We start from the raw sequence: 14,781 nt of genomic DNA, 5'->3' as shown, positions 1-14,781 counted from the left end.
GGGTGCCGCTTGGTTTCGTGAAGTCACACTCCGTAGGAGGGGCCTTGGCCGCGACTCAGGCAGCACGGAGCGGCCCTTGGCTCCGCTACCGAGGCGAAGGCGGAGGCTGAGCAACTCTCGGCGGGGTTAGAATCCCGGTTTTACCGAGGGGCACAACATGAGCGAGCAGTACGGCGTCGGTGACGCCTCCTATCGCGCCGCAGGCGGCATCGATGGCTTGCGCCGGCTGGTGGACGCCTTCTATCGCTATATGGACGAGCTGCCCGAGGCCGCGGAGGTGCGTGCCCTGCATCCGGCGAGCCTGGACTCGGCCCGCGACAAACTGGCGTGCTTTCTCAGTGGCTGGCTCGGTGGCCCACGGCTGTTCGCCGAGAGGTACGGCTCCATCGGCATCCCCAGCTTTCACGCGCAGTGGCCGATCGGCCCGGCTCAGGCCGAGGCCTGGCTGCTGTGCATGGAGCAGGCCATCGCCGAGCAGCCCTATGCGCCGGATTTCGCGGCTTACCTGCTGACCCAGCTGCGCGTACCGGCGCAGCGCATCGTCCAGGCCAGCAGTGCGCGGCATGGACACTAGCGGCTGTTATCGGCCGCACGCATAGACACTATCGAAAGCAGCGATTTCCGCTCGAACCTGCCGCAGCCTAGAGTGGCTCCACGTTCACAGGAGATCACTCAGATGCCCCGTATCGACATCATGTCCATGATCGGCAGCGCCGTCCCGGAGGCGCTGCGCAGCAGTGGCCACCTGGTCTGCTGGTATGTGCTGGTCGACGGCGTGGCGCGCTCCGGGCCCTTCGTCGCCCCCGACCTGGCCGAGGATGCCAAGCGCTTTTTCCAGCGCCACCTGCGCCTGCTCTGACCCTCCTGCCCCCGATGCTCCTGCGCCGACTGCGGCGCATTTGGCAGCCCCGGCTGCCTGTTTATTCCCCTTGCCCGCCCACCCCGGCGGGCTTTTTTTGGCTCTTTTCCCGAAGCACCTCTGCGGCAGTGGGCGCGGTTGGGCGGTACTGCGCTGCGGCTGCGAAAAGGCCTTGGAGCACGCATCTTTCGCGACCTGGGCAGAGTGCCGCCCGGGCTACGCAAACACCCCCTGTTCCGCCGGCAACCCGCGGGGCAGGCTACTTTGCCGGGCCCGCACGCGCATGCGAGTGCGTTCTTTCGCCCCGGCGGCGCAAGAACGATCAAGCGGCGGGCATACTGCGGGCCGATACTGCGGCGGCATTCGTGAGGAGCGGACATGGACCCCATCGGCAAGGCCCTCTGGCTGATCGAGCGTGATCTCGATGGCCGCTTCGACCTGCAGACCATCGCCGAGGCCTGTGGCATGTCGCGCTTTGGTCTAGCGCGGGCCTTCGTGCTCGCCACCGGCTGGCCGGTGATGCGCTATGCCAGGGCGCGGCGCCTGAGCCGGGCGGCATACAGCCTGGTCGATGGCGCGCAGGATATTCTCGGCCTGGCACTGGCGGCGGGCTATGGCTCCCACGAGGCATTCACCCGTGCGTTTCGCGAGCAGTTCGGCATCACGCCGGAGGCCCTGCGGGCGAGCGGCCAACTGGATGGCATCGATCTGAGGGAGGCCATGCGCATGCAACCGACCACCACCTACCCACTCGCCGAACCGCGCTTCGAACAGGGCGAGGAACTGCTGATCGCCGGCCTTGGCGAGCGTTTCAGCGCGGACAAGTCGCAGGGTATCAGCGCGCTATGGCAGCGCTTCGTGCCCTATATCGGCAAGGTGCCGGGGCAGCAGGGCTGGGAGACCTTCGGCCTGTGCTGCAATCCGGACGAGGACGGCAGCTTCGAGTACATCGCCGGGGTGCGGGTGAGCCGCGGCGCCGAACTGCCAGCGGGCTTCCGCCTGCAGCGCCTGCCGGCGCGGCGCTACGCGGTGTTCCGCCACGGCGGGCATATCTCCAGCATCCACGAGACCTTCGTCGCGATCTTTCAGCGCTGGCTGCCGGCGTCCGGCCTGCAGGCGGCGGATGCGCCGGAGTTCGAGCGCTACAGCGGCGATTTCGACCCCATGGCCGGCACCGGCCATGTGGAGGTCTGGGTGCCGTTGCGGGACTGAGTCGTCCGCGTGGAGGACTGCTGCGCCGCCCTGAGGGGGGAGTCTCAGTCCGCCATGACTACGGCCTTGCCCAGCAGGGGCGCTTCCTCGGCCTGGCGGATGTCCTGGACGATGCGCTTGCTCATGGCCTGGATCTGCTTTTCGCTCATGGCCGAGAACACGCCACCCCAGCCAGAGGACGAACTGCGGTAGCTGCGGCTGCCGAGCTGGCGCCCACTCTGCAGGTCATACAAGCTCACCTGGGTACCGACCCAGGCTTCGCTGGTGGCCGGGCCGAGGAAGTAGCGTGGCAGCTGTTCCTGGTAGTTGAAGTCGCTGATCTGCACCTCGACCATCAAGCCTGGCTGTTGGGCGATGCTGCGGCGCTCGCCGACGAAGGTCACCTGATACAGCGCATTGAACACCTGGCGATCCAGGTGCGAGCGCATGGCCGACTCCATCTCCTGCCAGCGCGGGTCGGCCTTGGCCGAGGGGCTGCCATCGATATGCACCAGCAGATGGCGGCGGGCCTGTTTGGACAGTTCCAGCTCGCCGGAGCTGGCATTGGTCTGCACTTGGCCGGCGCAGCCGGCGAGGGTGGTAGCGAGTAGCAGGGCGGCGCTGAGCAATGGGCGCATGAAGTCTCCTTGACGGCGGCGTGGTGCGCCGTCGCGGCGCCCCTGTCGGCACACTAGCCGGCAGCCCGGATTGGGGCAACCCGGCTCAGGGCGAGAGGTCGCGCAATATGGTCGAGCGCTTGGCCTCGTCCTGGGGGAATACCCGGCCATTGCGCAGGCACTCGAACAGGTGCTCGAACACCACGCCGGGGCGGCCCTTGTCGTCACTGCGGAAGTAGGAGTGGCCCTTGGGCATGTCGTAGCGGGTGTTCACGTCGTCGCAATCCACCGCGTACAGGTTGTGCGGCGCCAGCTCCATGTTTTCCGGGCCGCTGTGGCCGAGGCGGCGCGAGGCGATGCGGTTTTTCAGGTTGGCAGCCTTGCTGCCGCGCAGGGCCAGGTCGTCGGAGGCGTAGTAGACCACCACGTTGCGCGAGGCGTGGGAGATCAGCTCGCCGCGCTGGCCGCGGTGGATGCTTTCGTTCTCGATGTCCGCGGCGACCAGGAAGGTGTTGCGAAACAGCATGGGCACGCCGTTGGCCAGGTCGTAGCGATCCCACTCGCAGAGGGTTTCGCGCAGTACCCGGTTGCCCATGGAATGGGCCAGTACGTTGATGCGCTTGAGGCAGCTGTCCTCCCCGGCCTCTTCGCGCTGGTCGCGCCATTTGAGGAACAGACTGAGGGCACGGGCCAGGGAGATGGCGCTGTAGTCGGCGGACTTCTGGTCGTCCCAGTAGTCCTTGACGATGCCGAAGTCGTTGTCGCAGGGCCAGATCACCGGCACCACCAGCACCTCCTTGGGATCTTTCAGGTCGCACAGGTCCTGGAACTCCTGCGCTCCGGCGAAGATGTCGTCCGGCAGGTTGGAGAAACCGTGGATATACAGCAGCACCTGGCGGCGCGGAGCCTTCTGCAGGCGGTCAAGGAAGGCCTGGCTGCCCACTTCGATCAGCTTCTTCTTGCTCTTGCGCTCGCAGAAGTACACCGAGTGGCTGGGGGCGTTGTTGCTCAGGTCGAACTCGAAGGGGCGGCCGGCGACCGTCTGGATCGAGGCCGTGGGGAAGCGATTGGTGATGAAGAGCATGGCTGTTCTCCCGTGGCGTGGCGGCGATGGGGCAGAACAACGCGGGAGAAAGGGACGGCGCACTCCTGTGCATCCGGCCTCTGCCTGATCTAACGCTAGGCCGGATGCGTGCTGGCGCCAGTACCATTCGGCGCTTCAGTGCCTGTTTTTAACGGTGCTCAGTCTTCGGGGCGGCTGGCCAGGATGCGCGCGCGGCGGCCATCGACGCTGGCCAGTTGGAGGAAGATGGCCGCCGCCAGCATGGTCAGCACGCCGACGCAGAGGAAGGTGGCCTGGAAGGCGCCGAGCACGCTATCGACCTCCTGGCCGATGCTTGCGCTGAAGCCGCCCAGCAACGCCGCCGCGCAGGCCACCCCCAGGCTCAGGGAGAGTTGGGCCACCACCGAGAGCAGGCTGTTGCCGCTGCTGGCGCTATGGTCGTCGAGGTCGATCAGGGTCACGGTGTTCATCGCCGTGAACTGCAGCGAGTTGATGCCGCCGAGCAGGGCCAGCTGTACCACCAGCAGCCAGTACGGATAGTCCGCATCGACCAGCGCCAGGCTGGCCAGGCCGAGACCCAGGGCCAGGGTGTTGCCGGTCAGCACAATGCGGTAGCCGAAGTGCTCGATCAGCGGCTTGGCCAGGGACTTGGCCAGCATCGCCGTCAGGGCCAGGGGAATCATGCTCATGCCGGCCTGGGCTGGCGAGTAGCCCAGCGCCACCTGCAGCAGCAGCGGCACCAGGAACGGCAGGGCGCCACTGCCCAGGCGCGAGAACAGGTTGCCGAGGATACCAACGGCGAAGGTGCGGGTGCGGAACAGGCTGGGAGCGAACAGCGGTTGCTCGATATGCCCGGCGCGCAGCCAGTAGGCGGCCAGGCAGGCCAGGCCGGCGAACAACAGGAGCATCACCCGCAGGTGCGGCAGGTGCAGCTCGCCCAAACCTTCCAGGGCGATGGTGATCAGCACCATGGCGGCGCCGAACAGCAGGAAGCCGGGCGTATCGAAGCGGCTGCGCTCGGGGCCGCGTAGGTCCGGCATCAGCTTCAGCGCGGCGATGCAGCCGAGCAGGCCGACCGGCAGGTTGATCAGAAAGATCCAGTGCCAGGAGGCGTACTCCACCAGCCAGCCACCCAGGGTCGGGCCGATCAGCGGGCCGAGCAGACCGGGAATGGTGACGAAACCCATGATTCGCACCAGGTCACTGCGCGGATAGGCACGCAGCACCACCAGGCGCCCCACCGGCAGCATCAGTGCCCCACCGAGACCTTGCAGCACGCGGGCCATGACCAGCTGGGTCAGGTTGGCGGATAGCGCGCAGCACAGCGAACCGAGGCTGAACAGCAGGATGGCACCGAAGAACAGGCGGCGTGTACCGAAACGGTCCGCCAGCCAGCCGGAGGCGGGAATCAGGATGGCCACGGTGAGCATGTAGGCGATGACCACCGACTGCATGCGCAGCGGGTCCTCGTGCAGGTTGCTGGCCATGGCCGGCAGCGCGGTGTTGAGGATGGTGCCGTCCAGCGTCTGCATGAAGAAGGCAATCGCCACTATCCACGGCAGCAGGCGTGCCGTGCGGGCGGAGAGCGGGAGTGTGCTGGGCATTGTGGTCCTTGGTGCGGGGCTAAGCGTGACTCTAGGGCCTCGCATGGTGGCTGGCCAGCCGCCAGGGTGTCATTGCTGTGCGGTTATCGCGCCGGCTTTGTTCACAGCGACGGAGCGGTCTGCCGGCGGCGCCAGGACTGCGCGCGGCGCTGCAGTTCGGCCAGGCTGTCGAGACCCTGGCGGCGCGCCTTGCTGAACAGGATCAGCGCCAGTTCGGCGGTGGCCAGGGCATCGGCGCTGGCGTTGTGGCGTTCGGCAGCCTGCAGCTTGAAATGGTTCAGCCAGTCGTCCAGGCCGGCGCGGCGCTGAGGCCCCTCGGGGCACAGCAGGGGCGCCAGATCGGCGACGTCGAGGAAGGGATGCTGCAGGCGATAGCCCAGTTGCTGCTTCAGCGCCCGTTGCAGCATGTGCTGGTCGAAGGGCGCATGGAAGGCGAGCATCGGGCTATCGCCGACGAAATCCATGAAGGCCAGTAGGGCCTCGGTCGGCTCGCTGCCGGCGGCGATGGCACTGGGCGCGATGCCGTGGATCAGGGTACTGGCGCTGGCCTTGTGGTCGGGCTGGCACAGGGTGCATTCGAACTGCTGGGCGAAGTCGATGGCGCCGTGCTCGATCACCACCGCACCGATGGCCAGCAGATGGTCGCGCTGCAGGTTGAGGCCGCTGGTTTCCAGGTCGACCACCACCAGGCGTTGCTCGACCAGTGGCCGATCATCCAGCGCGCGCGGCGCCGGCAGCTCGCTGCAGCGCGGGTCGTTGCCGGGTCTGAGCCAGTCGAGGACGCGTTTCATCGGCGGGCTACCAGAGCAAAGGTGTAGGTGCGTTCCATCGTGGGAGCGGTTTGGCGGCACCCCGCTTTAGCCGTGATTGGGGTAATGGTCGCGGTAGCGGTGTCTGGTCTTATCGCGGCTAAAGCCGCTCCCAGCGTGCGTCTGAAAACTGCGGGGAAGCTCATAACGGATACCTCAACGCCAGGCTGGATTGCAGGCGCTGGGCCTGGCGGAAGGACTCGCGCAGGATGCGTCGGTCGAGGTGGTTGAGGCTGTCCGGGTCGAGGCGGTTGGAGAATGCCAGGCCCTGCGCGGCTTGCTGCTGGTGCAGCTCCAGGCGGGTCTGCTGGATGAAGTGGTAGGCCTCCTCGTAGGCCGCGCCGTCCTGGGCGTCGATCACCTCGCGACGCACCAGTTCGGCGAAGCGGCGCTGGGTGTTGCACTCGTCCACACCGTGGGCCAGGGCCAGCAAACGGGCGCCGTCGACGAAGGGCGTCAGGCCTTCCTTCTTCAGATCGAGGGTGTCTTTCTCGGCACCCTTGCGCGCCACCACGAAGTCGCGGAAACGCCCCAGCGGCGGGCGATGGCGCAGGGCGTTGGCCGCCAGCATGCGCTGGAAGATGCTGTTGCCGGCGATGTCGGCGAACAGTTGCTGGCGCAGTTGCACGCAGCCCTGTTCGGGGCCCCAGACCACGCGCAGGTCGAAGTAGATGCTCGAGCCCAGCAGGTTCTCCGGCGTGGCCTCGCGGACGAAGGCGGCGAAGCGCCGCGACCATTCCTGGCGCGACAGACACAGCTCGGGGTTGCCGGCCATGATGTTGCCCGGGCACAGGGTGAAGCCGCACTCGGCGAGCAGCTGGTTGATGCGCCGCGCCCTTGGCAGCAGCAGCTGGCGAATGCGTTCGGCCTCGGCGGCGCCGTCGGCCTCGAACAGGATGCCGTTGTCCTGGTCGGTGTGCAGGGTCTGCTCGCGGCGGCCTTCGCTGCCGAACACCAGCCAGGTGAAGGGCACGCCCGGGTCGCCCAGTTCCTCCAGCACCAGTTCGATCACCCGGCACACGGTGTGGTCGTTGAGCAGGGTGATCAGTTGGGTGATCTGCGTCGAGCTGGCACCGTGGGCCAGCATGCGCTCGACCAGCAGGCGGATGTCGGCGCGCAGCGCCACCAGGGTGTCGATGCGCGGCGCCTGGCGGATGGTGCGGGCCAGGTGCACCAGGTCGACCCGCTGCAGGGAGAACAGGTCGCGTTCGGAGACCACGCCGACCAGGCGCTCGTCCTCCACCAGGCAGACGTGGGCGATATGCCGTTCGGTCATCGCCAGGGCCGCGTCGAAGGCCGTGGCCTGGGGCGGCAGATGGAATGGATGCTGGGTCATCAGCGCGTTGATCGGCTGTTCCAGCGAATCGCCGGCGGCCACCACCCGGCGCAGGTCGCGCAGGGTGAAGATGCCTTGCGGGCGCTGTGTTTCATCGACGATGACGATGCTGCCGACATGCTGTTCATGCATCTGCCGCACGGCGTCGCGCAGCGAGGTTTCCGGCGGGCAGCCGACCGGCCGCTGCATGGCCAGCTCGCGCAGGCTGGTGTCCAGCGAGTACTGGGCGCCGAGGTTCTCTGCCGCGCGCATCTGCACCTGCTGGTTGACCTGGTCGAGCAGGCTGGACACGCCGCGCAGGGCGAAGTCGCGGAAGGCGGTGCACTGGGCGAACAAGCGGACGAAGGCCTCCTTGCCCAGCAGCAGGCAGAAGGTGTCCTCGCCGGCGAGATGCGCGGTACGGGTGGCACGTTCGCCGAGCAGGGCGGCCAGCGGGAAGCACTCGCCGCTGGCGATCTCAAACGTGGTCTCGCTGCCGCCCTTGGCGCTGTGCGGGCGCTCGCCCACCACCAGGCCCTGCTTGACGATGTAGAAGTACTGCACCGGGCCGTCTTCCGGCGCGATGATGGTCTCACCGGCGGCGTAGAAGCGCAGCTGGCAGTGCTCCACCAGAAAGGCCAGGCGGGCGCTGTCCATCTGGTTGAATGGCGGGTACTTGCGCAGGAACTCCATGGTGCCGTGGATGTTCTGCATCACGGCGGTCTTGCCTGCAGTGGAAATCGACATGCACGGGTGTCCTGATTGGCTACGACTGATGATTGATCAGCATAGCCAGCTCAGCCATTGCACCTAGGTCGTAGGCTCAGCAGGGCGGCCAGCCCGAGTGTTGCGCCGGCCGCCAGCAGGGCCGGCGAGAAGCTCTGGTAATGCGCCTGCAGGGCGGCGGCCAGCAGCGGGCCGAGGATCTGGCCGAGGCCGTAGCTGGCGGTCATGCCGGCGGCCAGGCGCGGACTGCTGCGTGCGGCAGCCATGGCGATGGTCACCGTGCCCATGAAGGTGCCGCCGACCAGCAGGGCGCTGAGCAGATAGCTCGCCGTGCTGGCGTGCAGCGCCGGCAGGATCACGCCCAGCCCCTGCAGGCCGAGGTTGAGTATGAGCGACGGCGAGGTGCCCAGACGTTGGCGCAGGGCATGCCAGAGAAAACATGAGAACACCGCGCCCAGGCCAAAGGCCGCCCAGATCTGCAGCGGCTGCAGCGCGCCGTGCTCGCCGAGCAGCAGTGGCAGGTAGGTGGCGGTGATGATGTAGCCGAAGCCGGCCAGGCCATACAGCGATACCAGGCGCCAGGCCGGCAGTTGGCTGTGTTCTGCGGGAGCGCTGTGCTGCTGTCGGGGTTGCGCCTGGCGAGCACAGGCACGCCAGACGGGCAAGCTAAGCAGGAGCGCTGCCACGCCGAGCAGCAGCCACTGGCCGCTGCTGCTCAGGCCGCCAGAGTGGCCCGCGACCAGCAGCTGCGCCGACAGCACGATGCCCAGGCCTACGCCCGAGTAGAGCAGCGGTGCGGTCTGCGCGGAGTGCCCCGGGCGCAGCAACCAGAGCGATGCGCCGACCAGGCTGAAGGCGCTGGCGACCCCGGCGAGAAAGCGCAGCAGCAGCGCAGCGCCCACACCCTGTACCAGGGCCATCGCCAACAGGCAGGCGAGGCTGCCGAACAGGCCGACCCGGCACAGCGTTTCTGCGCGCCAGGCGTGGCGCCAGGTCAGCAGCAGGGCGCCAGCCAGATAACCGGCATAGTTGGCCGAGGCGACCCAGGCCCCCGCGTGCAGGTCGAAGATGCCGTCGCTGACCATCTGCGGGTAGAGGCCGGTGAAGGCGAAGCGGCCGAAGCCCATGCTGATCACCAGGAGCAGCATGCCCGCCAGTATTTCGCGCATCAGGCGGACCGCAGCAGGCTGCTACGCAGCGCGGCGAAGGCCGGTGTGGCGAAACCCCGGCGGCGCACCAGCAGGGTATCGAGGTACAGCAGTGGCTGGACTTGCAGGGCCGGTGGTTCGCGCAGCAGGTCGAGCAGGGCGCGCGGCAGTACACCGATGCAGCGCCCGGCGGCCACGCAGGCAAGGATGGCGTGGTAGGAGCCGACCTCCTGCACCCGTATCGCCCTCCCGCTGCTGCCCAGCCAGCTGAGGGCGATGTGCCGGTAGCTGCAGCCCTGGGCAAAGCCGGCGAGGGTATCGGGCAGCACGTCCGCAGGAGAACTGACGGGCGGATGGCCGGCCGGCAACACCAGCAGCAACTCCTCGTTGAACACCACATCCATCTCCAGCGCTGACGGCAGGCTGTCGGCCTGCCAGGCGCCGTTGTGCCAGCTGTGCGGCATGGCGATCAGGGCGCAATCCAGGCGCCGTGCCTGCACGGCTTCGAGCAGCGGCAGGCTGGGCCCGGTAGTGACTTCCAGGCTCAGCTGTGGGCATTGCTCGTGCAGTTCTGCCAACGGCTTCGGCAGGCGCGCGGCGGCGGTGCTCTCCATGCTGCCCAGGCGCAGGATGCCGCTGGGCGTCTGCGGGTGCAGGGCCTGGCGCGCTTCATCGGCCAGTGCCAGCAGTTGTTCGGCATAGGCGAGGAAGGTGTGGCCCTGCTCCGTCAGCTGCATGCGCTTGCCCTCACGCAGGAACAGGGCGCAGCCCAGCTCCTCTTCGAGCTGCTGGATGCGCGTGGTGACGTTGGACTGGGCGCGCTGCAGCTGCTGGGCGGCGCGGGTCACGCTCTGCTCCAGGGCTACGGTGCGGAAGAGGGCGAGATTGGTGAGATCCATGGGCTTCTAAAAATCTCAAAAAAAGAATAATGTTTAGTTAATAATCTTAAATAGAGATTGGTTGGTCAATCCTGCGAGGTGTTTCATGTCGTCGCTGTGCGTTCTGCTCGGTATCCGTCACCCCATCATCCAGGCGCCCATGGTCGGCGTATCCACTCCGCAGCTGGCCGCGGCGGTCTCCAATGCTGGTGGTCTGGGTTCGTTGGGTGTCGGCGCCAGCACTCCGGCGCAAGCTCGTGAGCTGATCGAGCAGACCCGCGCTCTAAGCGACAAGCCATTCAACATCAACTTGTTCTGTCACCGTCCGGCGCACGCCGATGCCACCCGCGAAAGCGCCTGGCTGGAACACCTGCGCCCGCTGTTCGCCGAGTTCGGTGCCGAGCCGCCGCAACAGCTGCGTGAGATCTACCTGAGCTTCCTGGCCGACCCGGCCATGCTCGAGCTGCTGCTGGAGCAGCGCCCGGCGGTGGTCAGCTTCCACTTCGGCCTGCCGCCGCAGGACTGGGTCGATGCGCTCAAGGCGGCCGGCATTCGCCTGCTGGCCTGCGTCACCAGTTCGGCGGAGGCGCGCCTGGCCGAGGCGGTTGGCGTCGACGCGCTGGTGGCCCAGGGCATCGAGGCCGGCGGCCATCGCGGTGTATTCGAGCCGGAACGCGGCGACGCCGCCATCGGCACCCTGGCGCTGGTACGGGTGCTGGTGCGGCAGTGCCGCCTGCCGGTCATCGCTGCCGGCGGCATCATGGACGGTGCCGGCATCAAGGCCGCGCTGGCCCTCGGCGCGGCCGGTGTGCAGCTGGGCACCGCCTTCGTGCTGTGCCCGGAATCCGCCGCCAACGCGGCCTACCGTGAGGCGCTGAAGAGTGAGCGGGCGCACGCCACGGCAATCACTTCCAATATCTCCGGGCGCCCGGCACGCGGCCTGAGCAATCGCCTGTATGGCGACCTCGGCGCAGCGTTGCCGGACTATCCCATCGCCTACGACGCGGCCAAGGCATTGCATGCCGTCGCCAGTGCCCAGGGCTGCCATGACTTCGCCGCGCAGTGGGCTGGCCAGGGAGCGCCGCTGGCCCGTGAGCTGCCGGCTGCCGAGTTGCTGGCAGCCCTGGTCGCGGAGCTGGAGCAGGCCTGACACGCAAAAGCCCGGAGCGGCGAGTGCCGTCCGGGCTGTCGGGTCTTGCCGTAGTCAACCGCTCTGGCGGCTGCGGTATTCGGTGGTGGTGACGCCGGACACGCCCCAGTTATCGGTGTCGACTTCCTCAATGACGATGTGGGTCAGCTCGGGGCGCTTGTTCAGCACCCGTTGCAGGGTTTCGGTGAACTCGGCGATGACCTGGGCTTTCTGTTCGCGGGTCACGCCGTCCTTGGTGATGCGCAGGCTGATGAAAGGCATTTCGTGCACTCCTGTTGGTGGGAATGGGTTACCAGACGCCGCTGCTCATGCCGCCGTCGACCGGCAGAATGGCACCGCTGGTAAAGCCGGCCTGGCTCAGGTGGAGAACGGCGTCGGCGATCTCCTGCGGGCGGCCGATGCGACCGGCCGGTTGCAGTCCGCAGAGGAACTCGTGGGTTTCTGGGGTATGCATCGGGGTGTCGATCAGTCCAGGTGCCACGGCGTTGACCTGGATGTTGTGCGGCGCGAGCTCCAGGGCGAGGGCGCGCGTCAGCTGATTGAGGCCGCCCTTGATCAGGATCGGAATCGCCGACGGCACCCGTTGCAGTGGCTGCAGGGCAATGCTCGCAGTGACGTTGACGATGCGGCCGCTGCCCTGCTTGATCATCTGCGCGGCAACCGCCTGGCTGGCGTTGACTGTGCCCATGAGGTTGGTGGCGATCAGTTGTGCGATGTCGCCCTGGTCGTACTCGATAAAGGGCTTGGCGATGAACACGCCGGCGTTATTGACCAACACGTCGATGCGCCCGAAGCGCTGCACCGCGTGCGTGACCAGTTGTCGGGCCGTGTTCGGCTCGGCGATGTCGCCGGCTACGGCCAGGAAGCGTTCGCCGCAGTTCAGGGCAGCAAGGGTTTGTTCGAGGCGTGCGGCGTTACGGGCGTTGCCGACCACGTTGTAGCCCTGGGCCAGAAAGGTCTCGGCAATGGCCAGGCCGATGCCGCTGGATGCGCCGGTGATGATCACGGTGGGGGTGGTGGTGTGCATGACAGCTCTCCTCGGAAATGGAGCACCGCGAGGACGGTGCGCTGTCGGGCACTGTATTCAGCTGCGATTTGTGGATAAATCAGCCTTCGAACACTTCACCTGATACATGGTGTAACTAATGCGGCGCAGTTTTGACGACCTCCAGTTGGGCAGCATCGAGCTGTTCTGTCTTGCCGCCGAGCTCGGCGGTTTCACGGCAGCGGCTCGCGTGGCCGGTGTAACCCCGGCGGCCGTGAGCCGGACGGTGGCGCGCCTGGAGGAGCGACTGGGTGTGCGGCTGTTTACCCGCACTACCCGCCATATTCGCCTGACCGACGGCGGTCACGAGTACTTCGAAGAATGCCGCCAGGCTTTGGCGCAACTGGTGGAGGCCGAGCGCCGGGTCACCGGGCAACAGCTCGAAGCGCTCGGCACGCTGCGTATCAGCCTGCCGACCACCTATGGCCATCACCGGGTGCTGCCGCTGCTGCCAAGCTTTCGCGCGCGCCATCCCGGAGTGCGGGTTGAAGTGCATCTGAGCAATCGCAACATCGACTTCATCGAGGAAGGTTTCGATCTGGCGATTCGCGCCCGCGCCCAGCCGGACTCCGGTCTGATCGCTCGGCACCTGGAAGACGCTGCTCTGGTCGTGGTGGCTGCGCCGGACTATCTGCAGCGTGCCGGCCTGCCGACTCGTCTGGAGCATCTGGCCGAGCACGAGTGCGTACAGTTCGAATTGCCCAGCAGCGGTCGGCCCATTCCCTGGTTGTTCCACGAGCATGGGCAATTGCGTGAAGTGGTGACGCGGGGCGGTTACTGCTGCGCTGCGGACGTGCTCGGAGGGGTTACCCTGGCGCGCCATGGCGCCGGTCTGTTCCAGGCCTATCGCTTTACCGTGCAGCCCATGCTGGACAGGGGCGAACTGGTGGAAGTGCTGCAGCCTTTCGCGGGCGCGTCGCGGCCTTTCACCCTGCTGTATCCGCATGCTCGGCATGTGCCGATTCGAGTGCGCGTGTTTGTCGATTTCCTCTTGGCCGCCGCGCAGCAGTGGCGGACCTGAGCGGGTGATCTTGGCCCCCTGCCTTCGCCACTTTTACCTGCCCTGCGCCACGCCGAGGCAGGCGGTTTCGTGGCGCATCATTTCAGTTGAAACGAATAGAGCTGTTTCCCAATGGGATTTGTGTTTTATGGCCAGATTCTGCTGGGTTTGAAAATGCACCTCGTCATATAAATGTTTCTATTGAAACTATTATTCGCTAACCTGTAGGGATGCTTAGCGTTTCGTTTCGCCCTCAAAACATCCGTTTCCGGACGCTCCCGCTTTGGCGTCCTGCTTTCTGTGCGGCCTCGTTCGCACTGTCCATTTCCGCTTCGGCGGTTCCTCTGCCTCGTCATGAGCACTGCAACTGGAGAACAATATGAAACTCTCTACCAAGCTGGCCGGCTGTCTGGCCATCACCCTGGGGACATCGACTTTCGGCGCCTATGCCGCCGATAAATGTGAGGTCGACCGCACCATCAGTTTCGGCGGCATGAGCTGGGACTCGAACCTGGTCATGGTCGATATCGAGCGTTTCATCCTGGAACACGGCTTCGGCTGCAAGACCCAGGTTCAGGCCGGCGAGTCGGTGGCCGTCCTGGCTGGCCTGCAGCGCGGCGACATCGATGTGATGTCCGAAGTCTGGAGCAACAGCCTGCGCGAGCCGTGGGAAAAGGCCCTGAAGACCGGCAAGGTGAAGACCGCCGGCGAGGCCTACCAGGGTGATGAGGCCTGGTATATCCCGCGCTATACCGCCGAGCGTTTCCCAGAGCTGAAGGCGGCCAGCGATCTGCCGAAGTTCAAGGACAAGTTCGCCGACCCGGAAGAGCCGGGCAAGGGCCGCTTCTATGGTTGCCCGGCGGGCTGGGGTTGCGACGCCACGGCACGCAACCTGTTCAAGGCCTTCAAGCTGGGCGACAGCTTCACCTACTACTCGCCGGGCACTGCAGCGGCACAGCGCGCGGCCATCACCTCGGCCTACAAGCGCAAGCGCGACATCGTCTTCTACTACTGGGTGCCGACCCCGCTGGTCGGTGAGCTGGATCTGGTCAAGCTGGACATGCCGCCCTATGACGAGGCTGCGCACCAGTGCAACACCGCCGTCGATTGCGCCGATCCCAAGCCCAGCGCCTATCCGAAGAATCCGGTGCTGACTGCGCTCAACAGCGAATTCAGCCAGCAGGCGCCGAAACTCACCGAGTTCTTCGCCAAGGTCAATGTGGCGCCGGACGAGCTGAACAAGGTGCTGGCCTGGGCCACCGCCGAAGGCGCGGAAAGCGACGAGGCCGCGCGCCAGTACCTGCGTGAGTACCCGCAGTCCTGGAGCCAGTGGCTGTCGCGGGACGCGGCCGAACGCGTCAAGCAGGCGCTCTAAG

The 14,781-nt window shown here is 66.6% G+C and carries 15 protein-coding genes; 6 read left to right on the top strand and 9 right to left on the bottom strand.

Annotated features, from left to right (window positions below):
- The first annotated feature begins 157 nt into the window (after positions 1 to 157).
- The 3 genes from AYB31_RS00520 to AYB31_RS00510 all read left to right on the top strand — a co-directional run bounded on the left by AYB31_RS00520 (position 158) and on the right by AYB31_RS00510 (position 2,071).
- On the top strand, positions 158 to 574 hold the full coding sequence (locus AYB31_RS00520; RefSeq protein WP_068824692.1) for a group II truncated hemoglobin: 417 nt from the start codon (positions 158 to 160) through the stop codon (positions 572 to 574).
- A gap of 102 nt (positions 575 to 676) precedes the next feature.
- Positions 677 to 859 (top strand): hypothetical protein, encoded by a 183-nt coding sequence (locus AYB31_RS00515; protein ID WP_068824690.1) that lies wholly within the window; start codon positions 677 to 679, stop codon positions 857 to 859.
- A 378-nt stretch (positions 860 to 1,237) separates the two neighbouring features.
- Complete coding sequence (locus tag AYB31_RS00510) at positions 1,238 to 2,071, top strand: AraC family transcriptional regulator (RefSeq protein WP_068824688.1); 834 nt, start codon at positions 1,238 to 1,240, stop codon at positions 2,069 to 2,071.
- Between the two features lie 44 nt (positions 2,072 to 2,115).
- On the opposite strand, the gene AYB31_RS00505 is transcribed toward AYB31_RS00510, so the two are convergent.
- The 7 genes from AYB31_RS00505 to AYB31_RS00475 all read right to left on the bottom strand — a co-directional run bounded on the left by AYB31_RS00505 (position 2,116) and on the right by AYB31_RS00475 (position 10,231).
- Positions 2,116 to 2,688, bottom strand: coding sequence for a hypothetical protein (locus tag AYB31_RS00505; RefSeq protein WP_068824686.1), 573 nt, complete (start codon positions 2,686 to 2,688; stop codon positions 2,116 to 2,118).
- 85 nt (positions 2,689 to 2,773) lie between these two features.
- Positions 2,774 to 3,751 (bottom strand): alpha/beta hydrolase, encoded by a 978-nt coding sequence (locus tag AYB31_RS00500; RefSeq protein WP_068824684.1) that lies wholly within the window; start codon positions 3,749 to 3,751, stop codon positions 2,774 to 2,776.
- Positions 3,752 to 3,909: 158 nt separating this feature from the next.
- Positions 3,910 to 5,334, bottom strand: coding sequence for a multidrug transporter subunit MdtD (mdtD, locus tag AYB31_RS00495; protein ID WP_068824682.1), 1,425 nt, complete (start codon positions 5,332 to 5,334; stop codon positions 3,910 to 3,912).
- Positions 5,335 to 5,435: 101 nt separating this feature from the next.
- Positions 5,436 to 6,125, bottom strand: a complete 690-nt coding sequence (locus tag AYB31_RS00490; protein ID WP_068824679.1) for a 3'-5' exonuclease — start codon at positions 6,123 to 6,125, stop codon at positions 5,436 to 5,438.
- A gap of 160 nt (positions 6,126 to 6,285) precedes the next feature.
- On the bottom strand, positions 6,286 to 8,205 hold the full coding sequence (locus AYB31_RS00485) for a putative nucleotidyltransferase substrate binding domain-containing protein (protein WP_068824677.1): 1,920 nt from the start codon (positions 8,203 to 8,205) through the stop codon (positions 6,286 to 6,288).
- A gap of 50 nt (positions 8,206 to 8,255) precedes the next feature.
- Entirely contained in the window at positions 8,256 to 9,353 is a 1,098-nt protein-coding gene (locus AYB31_RS00480) for a YbfB/YjiJ family MFS transporter (protein ID WP_068824675.1), read from the bottom strand.
- Complete coding sequence (locus AYB31_RS00475; protein ID WP_068824671.1) at positions 9,353 to 10,231, bottom strand: LysR family transcriptional regulator; 879 nt, start codon at positions 10,229 to 10,231, stop codon at positions 9,353 to 9,355. Before AYB31_RS00475 ends, AYB31_RS00480 begins: the two co-directional genes overlap by 1 nt.
- Before the next feature lie 85 nt (positions 10,232 to 10,316).
- Between AYB31_RS00475 and AYB31_RS00470 the strand changes: the two genes are divergently transcribed.
- Entirely contained in the window at positions 10,317 to 11,360 is a 1,044-nt protein-coding gene (locus AYB31_RS00470) for an NAD(P)H-dependent flavin oxidoreductase (protein WP_068824669.1), read from the top strand.
- Positions 11,361 to 11,414: 54 nt separating this feature from the next.
- On the opposite strand, the gene AYB31_RS00465 is transcribed toward AYB31_RS00470, so the two are convergent.
- Positions 11,415 to 11,621 (bottom strand): tautomerase family protein, encoded by a 207-nt coding sequence (locus tag AYB31_RS00465; RefSeq protein ID WP_068824667.1) that lies wholly within the window; start codon positions 11,619 to 11,621, stop codon positions 11,415 to 11,417.
- Positions 11,622 to 11,649: 28 nt separating this feature from the next.
- Complete coding sequence (locus tag AYB31_RS00460) at positions 11,650 to 12,387, bottom strand: SDR family NAD(P)-dependent oxidoreductase (protein WP_068824665.1); 738 nt, start codon at positions 12,385 to 12,387, stop codon at positions 11,650 to 11,652.
- A gap of 118 nt (positions 12,388 to 12,505) precedes the next feature.
- On the opposite strand from AYB31_RS00460, the gene AYB31_RS00455 reads away from it, so the two are divergent.
- The gene (locus AYB31_RS00455) at positions 12,506 to 13,426 is read left to right on the top strand and encodes a LysR family transcriptional regulator (protein ID WP_068824663.1); all 921 of its coding nucleotides are present in this window, start codon (positions 12,506 to 12,508) and stop codon (positions 13,424 to 13,426) included.
- A 358-nt stretch (positions 13,427 to 13,784) separates the two neighbouring features.
- Positions 13,785 to 14,780 carry an ABC transporter substrate-binding protein gene (locus AYB31_RS00450; protein ID WP_068824661.1) on the top strand — a complete coding sequence of 332 codons (996 nt, stop codon included), beginning with the start codon at positions 13,785 to 13,787 and terminating at the stop codon, positions 14,778 to 14,780.
- Position 14,781 lies beyond the last annotated feature (1 nt).

The sequence above is a fragment of the Pseudomonas sp. BMS12 genome, assembly GCF_001592875.1.
Lineage (GTDB): Bacteria > Pseudomonadota > Gammaproteobacteria > Pseudomonadales > Pseudomonadaceae > Aquipseudomonas.
Note: the sequence above shows the minus strand (reverse complement) of the source record. Positions and strands in the feature narration are given on the sequence as shown.

Coding starts and splice junctions, on each gene's coding strand:
- AYB31_RS00490 (WP_068824679.1), bottom strand. CDS start 6,125: ATGAAACGCGTCCTCGACTGGCTCAGACCCGGCAACGACCCGCGCTGC.
- AYB31_RS00470 (WP_068824669.1), top strand. CDS start 10,317: ATGTCGTCGCTGTGCGTTCTGCTCGGTATCCGTCACCCCATCATCCAG.
- AYB31_RS00485 (WP_068824677.1), bottom strand. CDS start 8,205: ATGTCGATTTCCACTGCAGGCAAGACCGCCGTGATGCAGAACATCCAC.
- AYB31_RS00520 (WP_068824692.1), top strand. CDS start 158: ATGAGCGAGCAGTACGGCGTCGGTGACGCCTCCTATCGCGCCGCAGGC.
- AYB31_RS00455 (WP_068824663.1), top strand. CDS start 12,506: ATGCGGCGCAGTTTTGACGACCTCCAGTTGGGCAGCATCGAGCTGTTC.
- AYB31_RS00450 (WP_068824661.1), top strand. CDS start 13,785: ATGAAACTCTCTACCAAGCTGGCCGGCTGTCTGGCCATCACCCTGGGG.
- AYB31_RS00475 (WP_068824671.1), bottom strand. CDS start 10,231: ATGGATCTCACCAATCTCGCCCTCTTCCGCACCGTAGCCCTGGAGCAG.
- AYB31_RS00505 (WP_068824686.1), bottom strand. CDS start 2,688: ATGCGCCCATTGCTCAGCGCCGCCCTGCTACTCGCTACCACCCTCGCC.
- AYB31_RS00465 (WP_068824667.1), bottom strand. CDS start 11,621: ATGCCTTTCATCAGCCTGCGCATCACCAAGGACGGCGTGACCCGCGAA.
- AYB31_RS00500 (WP_068824684.1), bottom strand. CDS start 3,751: ATGCTCTTCATCACCAATCGCTTCCCCACGGCCTCGATCCAGACGGTC.
- mdtD (WP_068824682.1), bottom strand. CDS start 5,334: ATGCCCAGCACACTCCCGCTCTCCGCCCGCACGGCACGCCTGCTGCCG.
- AYB31_RS00515 (WP_068824690.1), top strand. CDS start 677: ATGCCCCGTATCGACATCATGTCCATGATCGGCAGCGCCGTCCCGGAG.
- AYB31_RS00510 (WP_068824688.1), top strand. CDS start 1,238: ATGGACCCCATCGGCAAGGCCCTCTGGCTGATCGAGCGTGATCTCGAT.
- AYB31_RS00480 (WP_068824675.1), bottom strand. CDS start 9,353: ATGCGCGAAATACTGGCGGGCATGCTGCTCCTGGTGATCAGCATGGGC.
- AYB31_RS00460 (WP_068824665.1), bottom strand. CDS start 12,387: ATGCACACCACCACCCCCACCGTGATCATCACCGGCGCATCCAGCGGC.